This is a genomic window from Acinetobacter shaoyimingii, from assembly GCF_011578045.1.
Lineage (GTDB): Bacteria > Pseudomonadota > Gammaproteobacteria > Pseudomonadales > Moraxellaceae > Acinetobacter > Acinetobacter shaoyimingii.
Window position 1 is genome coordinate 2,408,628 of record NZ_CP049801.1, and the last position, 11,707, is coordinate 2,420,334.

Annotated in this window: 7 protein-coding genes; 5 read left to right on the top strand and 2 right to left on the bottom strand. The window is 37.4% G+C overall.

The annotated features are described in order from the left end of the window. Positions 1–167 precede the first annotated feature (167 nt). Complete coding sequence (locus G8E00_RS10835) at positions 168–1,382, top strand: MFS transporter (RefSeq protein WP_166224518.1); 1,215 nt, start codon at positions 168–170, stop codon at positions 1,380–1,382. A 289-nt stretch (positions 1,383–1,671) separates the two neighbouring features. Further along, complete coding sequence (locus G8E00_RS10840) at positions 1,672–2,628, top strand: TauD/TfdA dioxygenase family protein (RefSeq protein WP_166224521.1); 957 nt, start codon at positions 1,672–1,674, stop codon at positions 2,626–2,628. 185 nt (positions 2,629–2,813) lie between these two features. Here the strand turns inward: G8E00_RS10840 and G8E00_RS10845 are convergent, their stop codons facing one another. After that, positions 2,814–3,719, bottom strand: a complete 906-nt coding sequence (locus G8E00_RS10845) for a LysR substrate-binding domain-containing protein (RefSeq protein ID WP_166010658.1) — start codon at positions 3,717–3,719, stop codon at positions 2,814–2,816. A 117-nt stretch (positions 3,720–3,836) separates the two neighbouring features. Here G8E00_RS10845 and G8E00_RS10850 point away from each other — a divergent pair, with 117 nt between their 5' ends. From G8E00_RS10850 to G8E00_RS10860, 3 genes are all read left to right on the top strand, one after another. Continuing rightward, the gene (locus G8E00_RS10850; protein WP_166224524.1) at positions 3,837–4,700 is read left to right on the top strand and encodes a pirin family protein; all 864 of its coding nucleotides are present in this window, start codon (positions 3,837–3,839) and stop codon (positions 4,698–4,700) included. A 591-nt stretch (positions 4,701–5,291) separates the two neighbouring features. Further along, a complete protein-coding gene (locus tag G8E00_RS10855; RefSeq protein ID WP_166010662.1) occupies positions 5,292–7,358 on the top strand; it encodes an FUSC family protein in 2,067 nt (688 codons plus the stop codon). Between the two features lie 671 nt (positions 7,359–8,029). Further along, complete coding sequence (locus G8E00_RS10860; protein ID WP_166224527.1) at positions 8,030–10,141, top strand: FUSC family protein; 2,112 nt, start codon at positions 8,030–8,032, stop codon at positions 10,139–10,141. 79 nt (positions 10,142–10,220) lie between these two features. Here the strand turns inward: G8E00_RS10860 and sthA are convergent, their stop codons facing one another. After that, positions 10,221–11,636, bottom strand: a complete 1,416-nt coding sequence (sthA, locus tag G8E00_RS10865; protein WP_166010666.1) for a Si-specific NAD(P)(+) transhydrogenase — start codon at positions 11,634–11,636, stop codon at positions 10,221–10,223. Positions 11,637–11,707 lie beyond the last annotated feature (71 nt).

The following is an 11,707-nucleotide window of genomic DNA, read 5'->3' on the forward strand; positions in this document are numbered from 1 at the left end:
TTTGATCGCTTTTTTTGTGAATAGATTTATTCAAAAAACTCAAAAAAGAATTCATGATATTTCACCTTTAATCATAATTATTTTTTATCAATTTACTAATTTTAATTTTATCGTGTTCATTCCAGCAATCTTCTACAATTGATCAAAAGCCCTTCAATGGATTGGACATGTCTGAAGTACGTTTCTCTAAACCACTCATTTATATGCTCATTGGTAGTGCGTTTATTTTGGCACTGTCTTTGGGTGTTCGACACGGTTTTGGTTTATACCTTGTCCCGATGAGTGACGCTTTTGGTTGGAATCATCAAGTGTTCAGTTTAGCCATTGCACTACAGAATTTACTTTGGGGCGCTGTCCAACCTTTTACAGGGGCGCTGGCAGACAAATATGGTAGTAAAAAAGTCGTAGCGACTGGTGGTGCCTTATATACCATAGGACTGGTAATGATGGCATTTAGTTCAACAGGACTACTGATCAATTTAAGTCTAGGATTAATTATTGGTTTGGCACTTTCTGCCACATCTTTCTCTGTATTGCTATCTGCGGTAGGGCGTGCAGCTCCGCCTGAAAAACGCAGTATGGCGATGGGTATTGCAAGTGCTGCGGGCTCATTTGGTCAATTTATCATGCTACCCACCACGTTACTTTTACTAAAAGAATTTGGTTGGTCTTCTGCACTGCTCATTAGTGCCATATTGATTGCGTTGATCGTACCACTTGCACTCATGCTCAATGCGAAAATTTATCAAGCCCCAAATTCCGTTTCAAAGCCAACAACAGATCAACTCAGCTTTAAACAAGTACTGATATTGGCCAAAAATCATAAGCCTTTCATTTGGTTAGGTTTAGGATTTTTAGTTTGTGGTTTCCAAGTTGTGTTTATTGGAATTCATTTGCCAGGCTATCTCACTGACCACGGCTTTAGTACGACTTCAGGCACCATTTTCCTTGCCCTTGTCGGTTTATTTAATATTATCGGCACCTATACTGCGGGCTGGCTCGGTGATCAATACTCCAAACCTAAACTATTAATGGGACTCTACGGTTTACGTGGCATTGCGATCATTGCCTTCTTGTTAATGCCCTTAAGCACTTGGACTATCTATGGCTTTGCAGTTGTCATGGGCTTATTATGGTTATCAACTGTTCCATTGACCAATGGCATCGTGGCCAGTATGTTTGGGGTGAAATACTTAACAATGCTCAGTGGCATTGTGTTTTTTGTCCACCAAATCGGTTCTTTCTTCGGTGGATGGTTAGGCGGTTTAAACCATGACCTGACAGGCAATTATGATTTCATTTGGGCGCTTTCAATCGCGCTAAGTATATTTGGTGTCTTGGTTCATTTCTTTGTGAATGAGGAGCGTATCTTAGATGACTAATTCAACCCTATGGATAAAAACATGTTTGATGATCACTCTTGTATTTTTATTCAGTTTGTCATGCTTATTATGGTTCAAAGTGCCTGACTTATTTGAATATTTCAATCAAGCCTTTTGCGCTCACTAATTCAAATAAAATGATGTGTTCAGATTATTTAATTCAATATAATAATTTCAAATACTTAAATTAGAATCGTTGAATTTCATAAGTTTAGCATTTCTTATGATTTCTGATGAGATTGATTTTTTTCTACATTATTTTTAAAGGTAAAAATAGAGAAAAATCAACATGACAAGTCTTACTCAACTTTCACAAGCCATACATGATGCACCACGCTGGCATCAAGAAAATCTATTTCAAAATCCTGATGATATTGTCATTACGCCACTTGCTGGTGAAGCATTAGGTGCTGTCGTAACAGGCTTAGATGCAAGAAAGGCACAATCAGGAGAAACGATATTTCGCCTTAAACAAGCGTTGGCTGAACATCTGATTCTCATTTTTAAGCATCAACGCTTAGATGACTTGCAATATTTGGCTTTTGCCAGTTATTTTGGTGCCATATTTCGTCCAAGTGCAGATAATCCTGTTTTAGCCACCCAAGCGGATACAGGCACCCCGCCAGATGTAATTCCTGTGTCCAATGCTGTTGGGCAAGGAGACTACACAGGACACGGTGAATTGTCTCCACACGCAGATCACCAATGGACGCCTACACCCTCTTTTGGTTCACTGCTTTATGCAATCGAGTTACCTCAAGATGGCGGTCAAACCACATGGTACAACACGATTAAAGCGTATGAAGCCTTGGATGATCAAACTAAACAACACATTGATCAGCTACAACTCATTACTTACAACCCTTTTGTTCGTGCCAAAAGTAATAAGGGATCGCAAGGTTATGGGAACTCGCCGCTATATCGATTTAAAGATCAAGAAATTCTTGGTCATGCCTATCCTCACCCATTGGTCAGAACTCATCCTGAAACAGGGCGTAAAGCGTTGTGGTTAAATACACGTACAGAAGTTGAATTGGTCAATTATGACGATCAAGCTGGAAGTAAGCTTATAGCAGAACTACGTGAGCATATTTTGAAACCTGAATTCCGCTATGAACATCAATGGCAAGAAGGCGATATCGTGTTTTGGGATAATCAAGTCACGCTACATTCACGTCGTCCCTTTCCTGCTGAACAACGTCGACTACTCAAAAGAATCTCTCTGGCAGGTGGTCGACCGTTCTAAACATAACATAGAGAAAAATTAGACATGGTGGGGATTAACAATGTTTTACCCCATTCTGTTACTGAGCCATGGAGTTACTTTTTTAACTCCATCGCTTAATTGACTATTTATTTACTTAAATAAGAATCATTGAAATAAATAATACGCAACCAAACCACCATCTACCACTCAATATGATGTAAACATTAAAGTTGTAAACGTTTAAATTCCTCAATTAAATACTCTAGTAGCAGTCGAATTGAAGGCAACATACCATGTCTGGATACATAGGCAATATGAATTACACCTTTTGGTAAATGCCATTCTGGAAGCAATTCAATCATCGTACCTGAGCGAAGTTCTTCCCATACATAAACCTTAGGGAGTGATGCGATCCCGACACCTTTCATCACCGCTGCTTTCATGGCAGAAAAATTATCTGTTTTTAAACGGGGTTGAAACTCAATTTCATGAATTTCACTTTCTTTAGAACAGGTTTTAAAACGCCATGATTGCTTAGGACCATGAAAACCAATACTCGGCAATTCATTCAGTTCTTCTAAAGTCATAGGAACCTTATAGCGTTTCAATAGACTTGGAACGGCAACAAGAACATGTTCCCAAGCATCTAAATCACGAACAATTAAATCACTGTCTGCCAAAGGTGTATTACGTACACGTATCGCTAAATCCACGCCTTCATCAATGAGATCGACTCGATGATTACTTGCCACAAGATCGATATGAACTTGCGGGTACTTTTGCATAAAATTAGCGATCATCTCCCCCACAGGCATTTCCACCAGTGCAATAGGACATGACACTTTAATCAGCCCTGATGGCTCATCGGACAAAGTACTTTGAATAAAATTTTCAGCAATATTGACATCTTCTAAGATTTTTAAACAGTACTCGTAAAACTTTTGCCCAATTTCAGTCACCGTGAATTTTCGCGTATTTCTTTGAATAAACCGAACCCCTAATCGATCTTCCAAATCTGTGATTCGACGAGACAACTTAGATTTTGTAATGCCCAAGGCTTCGCTTGCTCGAGTAAAACCTTGATATTTTACGACTTGAACAAAGTAGTAGTAGTCATTCAAATTTTGCATGATTGTTCCATTATTAGAATAGTCTGTTGTCAGTTATGTACTGTATTTCTAAGTTCAAACCTCAATCTTAAATAGTAAGCAAAATAGTGAAGCAAAAATACAATTGAGGCGAAATTTATGAATATGATTGAAAAAGTATATACCAGTGATCGTAGCACATGGGTCGGTGATGGTTTTAAAACCAATTCAATGTTACCGATGAGTGAGATGAGTACAGCCACCAGCCCCTTCTTAATCATGGGCTATACCGCAAAATATCCATTTAGTCCAAGTAATCATCAACGCGGTGTCGGAATGCATCCACATCGTGGTTTTGAAACTGTCACTATTGTATATGAAGGTGAACTAGAACATCGAGATTCAAAAGGTAACCATGGCACCATTGGTCCCAATGAAGTGCAATGGATGACTGCTGGTCGTGGCATTATGCACGAAGAGCATCATTCCAAAGCATTTGCTGAATCGGGTGGTGATTTAGACATGGTACAACTGTGGGTCAACCTACCAAGCCATGCAAAAATGACTGAACCTCGTTATCAAGAACTCACCGAAAGCAATATTCCAGAAATTCAACTGGATCAGCATAAAGGTAAAGTCAGAGTCATCGCAGGTGAGTATGTGTACGACCATAAAATTGCTCAAGGCCCTGCACTCACCTTTAGCCCAATGCAGCTATTAGATGCACGACTCAATGCAGGCGCTACCACGACATTCACTTTTGATCCTGCATGGAATAGCATGATTTTCGTGCTCAGTGGTCAAATTAAAATTGATGGTCAAGTGTTTGAGAAACTCCAAACAGTTTACTTAAATCATGAAACTAATCAATTGAATATCGAGGTTTTACACGATGCAAAGCTTCTTATTGCCAGTGGTGAAAGTATCAATGAACCGATTGTCGCGCATGGTCCTTTTGTCATGAATAATGAAGCGGAAATTCGACAAGCATTTGTTGATTTCCAAAATGGGCAATTTGCTTAATTCTAAAATGTGTTTGGTTAAAATAATCTCATATTCGTATGGGATTATTTTTTCATGCTTAATTTTAACTTTTCATGTTTTATTTTAGCTTTTCATGCTTAATTTTTACACATCATCTTTAAATCATATAACAATCTGTAGATATTTATCATCCACACTGAAAGTGAATAAAATAAATACATTTTTAATATCATCATTTTTTAAATGAGAATATATTTAAAAGACTGGCTATTTATTCACCTCAAAAACTTTAAAAGATAAAATATTATTGATCAAATAAAACACATTCACTTTTTTTAATATTCATTTTTTATTCAGCAATTAAATTTTGAATTTGATTAAAAAAATTTATTTATCAATCATTTTATTGATCTTTATAAAAGTATTATTTTAAATAAAAATATGCATATTTCGATTATTTTAAATAAGTTTTATAGAAAAGTAGTTTTAAAGTTATTTTTTGTGAAATAATTTAATTCCATCTAAAACCACTGATTAATTTGCGTGTATGGATAAATGACCACACACGCTTTTTTGTGTTGTCATGATTTTGGATGTTATTCATCATCCACCCCCAGAAAATAGAAACCTATGCTGCTCACCAAACACTTGTTCGCGCTCAGACCATCAAAATCTGACTGGATTTTCGCGATCAAAACTTTTTTTGCAGGCATTTTGGCGCTGTATATTGCTTTTTCACTTGATTTGACCTACCCAGTTTGGTCTATCACCACAGTATTCATTATTGCTAACCCATATGCGGGGATGTCTGCTTCTAAAAGTTTCTTTCGTGTTTTGGGTACTTCTGTTGGGGCAACTGTTTCTATTTTAGTCACGCCACTTCTTATCCATACGCCTTGGTTATTTACATTATTTCTAGCAGTTTGGGTCAGTGGTTGTTTATTTGTCTCATTATTAGATCGCACGCCCAGAAGTTATGCTTTTCTTTTAGCGGGTTATACGACAGTTATTATTAGTTTTACCATTATTAATAATGTCGATACATCATCTGTATTTGAACTTGCACTGGGTCGTTTTATTGAAATTTGTGTGGGTGTTGTGTGTAGTGCAATTGCATCATTGGCAATTCTCCCGATGAATTTTGGCCCAGCAGTCGAAAATCAAGTGTCACGTATTTTTAAAGATACTCGAAACATTTTTGACAAAATATTTTTAGATGATGATGAAGTCAGAACTTATAATCAAAGTCTCAATAAAATTACTGCCGATATTGCCAATCTTCATACACTTGCAATTCATTTAAGTTATGAGCGTTCCAAACTCAAAGGGATGACGCGCCCAGTACAAGAAATGCTCCATCAACTCAGCATGCTGGTTGCCAACATGGTGGCCATGGCTGAAAAGATTAAACAACTGGATCAGATTAATCCGCTCTACCGTCAGCAATTACCCGACATTCATGCTCATATTGTCACCTTTTTAAAATCACCAGAAATTCAAACTTCACCAGAATTAAACATCTTACCTGATAATTTTGAGCAGGATTTCAAACGCTTATTTTCACATACCACAGAAGAGCAGCAAATCTTGGTGGCAGGTTTAAAAATGGATATTCGCCATTTTATTCAGAACTTCCATGCCATTAGTTTGATGTGGAAACGAATCCAAGCGGGAAATTTTTCTCTACCAGAAATTTTGTTGCCACTTCGCGTGAAATCACCACATTTACATCGTGATTATGCCATGGCAACACGAGGTTCGATTTCTGCATTTATTGTGGTCATGCTTTCAGGTGCTATTTGGATTAGCAGTGGCTGGTATTCTGGTTATATGATGGCGGAAATGGCTGCAGTGACCGCCTGCATTTTAACCTCCATGGATAACCCCGTTCCTGCGCTAAAAATGTTTATGCGCGGCAATATTTATGCCGCAATCATTGTCTTTATTTATCTATTTGGAGTGTTACCGCAAGTCACTGAATATTGGCAGTTGGCAGTGGTATTGGCACCTGCATTTATTGGTTGTCTGCTGTTGTACCCACATCCGCCACTCACCGCCTTAGGTGTACCTATGATGATTGGATTGACTATGGGTTTAGGTTTTCATAACCATTATCAAGCCAATTTGGTGTCTTATTTTGATGCATCCATGGCAATGATTTTTGGACCAGCGATCTCTATTTGGGTCATGCGTGTGGTTCGTTCAATTTCACCTGATATGAGTGCACAACGCTTATTGGCATCACACTATAAAGCGGTGCGTAAAACCCTTTATATTCCTTATGGTGAACATTTCCGTATCCATTTACGCGCAATGCTTGACCGCATTGGTGTCTTAAACAGTAAATCCGTACAATCCCCTACACTCAAAAACAAAATTAATTTGGCAATCATTGAATGCAGTGCCATTGTCGATTTAGCTCGTATACAAGAACTAATCGTATTACTGCCTAAAAATCACGCTATCGTCTTAAACTTGGAAGAACTTACCATTTTGATGGATGACTATTTAAGGGCGAAAGAGTACAAGCAGGATTTCGAAGCGTATCAAATCAAGTTGATTGAAAAGATTCAACAGCTCAATCTGGCGACCGATGCTGTACAAGATCTCAATATTTCAGAACGCTTACAAATTTCGCTAATCAATATTCGAAATAGCCTGTGTCATGTAGATCAACCGAATCAAATGGCTTCTTAGCTTTTAAGATTGATTGAATCCTTAGAAAATCAATTGAAGTCATCATAAAATATCAAGCTATATCCATCAAACATGGAGTAGTTTGATATTTTATGTCTTATTTATGATCTAAAATTTATGATTTAGATTTTAGATATAGCCGTTCTGTAGTCCAATTGAATATTTGATATATCGTGATTACAGTGATTTTTATCTCAAAATGCATAGCCTATAGATTGCAAAGCTGCAATTTGGTTCTTAATTTTATTTATACAAAAAAAATCTACATTAATAAAAAGAGCAGGTAAATTTCGACTATGCACGCCTCGTTCATTGATAAAATCATCATTATTTGAAGAATATTATTTCAGCAGCAATTATTGCATCTGTAAATTTACACCTTAAAAATCAATGAATTTTCTCATGATTGATAAAATTTACTTTTCTTAACGATTTAATAAAAGATTTAGGTTTTATAAGTGAATGAATTATTTGGCTTTTACAAAACTATAGCTTTTAGCTATAAGTTATTCATTTTTTCTATCTGGATTTTGTTTCTAATTTTATGAAATACTACTACCCAGATCCAAATTTAACCGCAATATCAACGTGTATGAAAGTAATTTTCAAACACGTTTTTTCTATTGCCGAACGCTTTTCATTTATTTTGAATACGAAGAATTGATAAATCTATGCTACTGACCAAACCTTTGCTTGCACTGCGTCCAAACAGATCAGATTGGATCTTTGCAATCAAAACGTTTTGTGCAGGTATGTTAGCGCTTTATATTGCCTTATCTTTAGATCTCGCCTATCCAATATGGGCAATAGGTACTGTCTTTGTTATCGCCAATCCTTATACAGGTATGACAGCCTCAAAAAGTATGTTCCGTGTTTTGGGTACAGCTTTGGGTGCAATTATTTCAATCATTTTTGTACCTATGTTGATTCATACCCCTTGGTTATTTACATTGTTCTTAGCCATTTGGGTCGGGTTATGCTTGTATATTTCGCTACTGGATCGCACCCCTCGTAGCTATGCTTTTATGCTCGCCGGTTATACCACGGTCATCATCAGCTTTACCATTATCAATACACTCGGTACATCTACTGTTTTTGATATTGCGATTGGGCGTTTTATTGAAATTAGTATTGGAGTACTGTGTAGTGCGGTGGTGATGACGTCCTTTGCTCCTATGAATATTGGACCAGGAATCGAAAGTCAAATTTCAAAAGTTATTGATGATACCCAACAAATATTTGATAAAATTTTACTTGGCGAAATTCACTTTAAGCATCCCGATCCTGCACAACATGCACAACAACAAGAAATAGCATCTCCCAATTACACCCAAGAGCTAAATCTACTTGCAAGAGACATTTCCAATTTGCATGTCATGGCAATACATCTGTCTTATGAACGCTCTAAGCTTAAAGACATGACCAAACCCTTACAAGAAATGTTGCATCAACTCAGTATTTTAGTGGCCAATCTGGTCGCGATGACTGAACGTTTGAATCAATTACATGAAAATAATCATAAATTTCAGCACGCACTCAATCATATTCACAAACATACCGCTACATTTTTTAAGCATGCTGATGTTGAAAAGAATCCAGATTTGAATCTTTTGCCTGATCAATTCGATCATGATTTTGAACAACTCGCACGCACTGTACGTCCCGAGCAAAGGATTGTGGTCGCCAGTTTAAAAATGGACGTTCGCCACTTTATTCAAAATATTCGGGCAATTCATTTAATTTGGCATCGTATCCAACAGGGTGATTATTCATTACCTGAAAATGTAACGCCACTAACGACTCAGTATCCCAATCTGCATCGTGATCATGGAGTCGCTGTCCGTGGTGGTATTTCAGCATTTCTTGTCGTCATCATTGCCACAGGTGCTTGGATTTTAAGTGGCTGGAAAGCGGGTTATATGATGGCTGAAATGGCGGCTATTACCGCCTGTATTTTGACCGCACTGGATGATCCTATCCCCGCTTTAAAAATGTTTATCCGCGCCAATATTTATGCCATTTTTGTGATTTTTATTTATGCCTTTGGTATTTTCCCAAATGTTACTGAGTTTTGGCAATTGGCACTGGTATTGGCTCCATTTATTATTTTCTGTTTATTGCTGTATCCACACCCGCCACTGAATGCGATTGGTTTACCGCTTATTATGGGTGTGATCATGGGTTTAAATTTTCATAATCGTTATAGTTTAGATCCCGTAACATTTATTGATAGCTCTTTAGCCACTGTCATAGGTCCAATCATCTCAATTTGGATTATGCGTATGGTTCGTTCAATGTCTCCAGATATGTCCGCACAGCGTATTTTATCTATGCATTACAATGCCATTCGCAAAGCGCTTTATATCGCATATGGGCCACAATTTCGTATTCATCTCAGAGGTATGCTCGACCGTATTGGCGTACTCAACACCAAGACCGTGCAATCTGAACAATTAAAACATGATATTAATCGTGCGATTATTGAATGTAGTGCAGTTGTGGACTTAACTAGACTTCAAGAATTAATGCAAAAGCTCAATAAAGATGACGTTTTACTCAATCATTTAGAAGAACTCAGTGCATATCTGGATGATTATTTACGTGCCAAAGAATTCAATCAAAATGCCGAAGTCTTTTTAGATAAGACAGTATCTAAAATTCGCCTATTGATGCATGAAGTGAGCAATGTTTCAGATTTAACTGTGTCGCAGCGTATCCAAATTTCACTGAACAATATTGAAAAAAGTTTGTGTCATGTCACTAAACAAGATTTAGCAGCTTAGCCACATGTTTATTATTGTTTAACATTTCCCATAAAAAAACCCGCAAACATTTTGCGGGTTTTTTTGAATCACTTCAAACTTAGAATAAACGGTTCATACCATTTAAGGTTGCAACACGATATGCTTCTGCCATAGTTGGGTAGTTAAATGTCGTTTCCACAAAATACTTAATGGTATTTTTTGGACTGTTCATCACCGCCTGACCAATGTGAATAATTTCTGATGCATTATTACCAAAGCAATGTACGCCCAAAATTTCTAAAGTTTCGCGATGGAACAAGATTTTCAATTCACCGACGACATCACCCGTAATTTGCGCACGTGCCAAATGACGAAAAGAGGCTTGACCGACTTCATACGGGATTTTTTCTTCCGTTAATTCTTGCTCTGTTTTACCAATCGAAGAAATTTCTGGAATGGTATAAATCCCTGTAGGAATATCTCTTACTGGCGCAACATCTTTTTCACCGCTCATGTTTGCACCTGCACAACGACCTTGGTCATAAGCTGCAGAAGCAAGAGATGGCCAACCAATGACATCACCAGCTGCGTAAATGTTTTCAACTTCAGTTTGATATTGATCATTTACCGCAAGCTGACCACGGCTGTTTGGCTTAATGCCTACATTTTCCAAGCCTAAACCATCTGTATTACCAGAACGACCGTTACACCAAAGAATCGCATCGGCTTTAATTTTCTTACCACTTTGTAAATGAAGTACAACATGGTCATCAAATGTTTCTAAATGATCAATTTGCTCGTTATGACGAATCAATACGCCTTGTTCACGTAAGTGATAAGACAAAGCATCTGCAATTTCATCATCCAAATAGCTCAATAATTTATGCTGTGTGTTGATCAAATCAACTTTATGATCTAAACCAATAAAGATAGATGCATATTCACAACCAATAACACCTGCACCATAAATAATAATTTTATGGATCGCGAAATCTAAATCTAAGATTTTGTCTGAATCAAATACACGTGGATGATTAAAATCAAGTGCAGCTGGGCGGTAAGGACGACTACCTGTTGCAATCACCAATTGTTCAAAGACGATGGTTTCCTTAATGCCTTCATGGGTAAAAATAACGACAGTATTTTGATCCTGAATATATGCACGACCATGGAAAGTATCAATTTTGTTGCGGTCATAGAAACGCGAGTGCGTATCAACTTGTTGTTGAATCACTTTATGCGCATTACGAAGCACTTGCTTCATGGTAAATTGCTTCCAGTCACCCACTTTTTGGAACATTGGATCACGTTGATAACGAATAATACTCGATACAGTTTGACGTAAAGCTTTACTTGGAATTGTACCCACATGAGTACAGTTACCCCCCAATTGCTCACGTACATCAACGATTGCAACACGCTTGCCAGATTTAGCCAGCTTCATTGCAGCGCCTTCACCTGCAGGTCCTGAACCTAGAACAACCGCATCATATTTTACGTATGTTCCGCTAACGACCTCATTCTTACGTGGCATTCAATGCTCCTATTCATTCATATCTATCGCCTATCATGTCTATATTATGACTCAATTCAGGTGATTTTGCT

Excerpts from the sequence above, each read along its gene's own strand:
- G8E00_RS10835 (WP_166224518.1), top strand. The coding sequence starts at position 168 with ATGTCTGAAGTACGTTTCTCTAAACCACTCATTTATATGCTCATTGGT.
- G8E00_RS10840 (WP_166224521.1), top strand. The coding sequence starts at position 1,672 with ATGACAAGTCTTACTCAACTTTCACAAGCCATACATGATGCACCACGC.
- G8E00_RS10845 (WP_166010658.1), bottom strand. The coding sequence starts at position 3,719 with ATGCAAAATTTGAATGACTACTACTACTTTGTTCAAGTCGTAAAATAT.
- G8E00_RS10850 (WP_166224524.1), top strand. The coding sequence starts at position 3,837 with ATGAATATGATTGAAAAAGTATATACCAGTGATCGTAGCACATGGGTC.
- G8E00_RS10855 (WP_166010662.1), top strand. The coding sequence starts at position 5,292 with ATGCTGCTCACCAAACACTTGTTCGCGCTCAGACCATCAAAATCTGAC.
- G8E00_RS10860 (WP_166224527.1), top strand. The coding sequence starts at position 8,030 with ATGCTACTGACCAAACCTTTGCTTGCACTGCGTCCAAACAGATCAGAT.
- sthA (WP_166010666.1), bottom strand. The coding sequence starts at position 11,636 with ATGCCACGTAAGAATGAGGTCGTTAGCGGAACATACGTAAAATATGAT.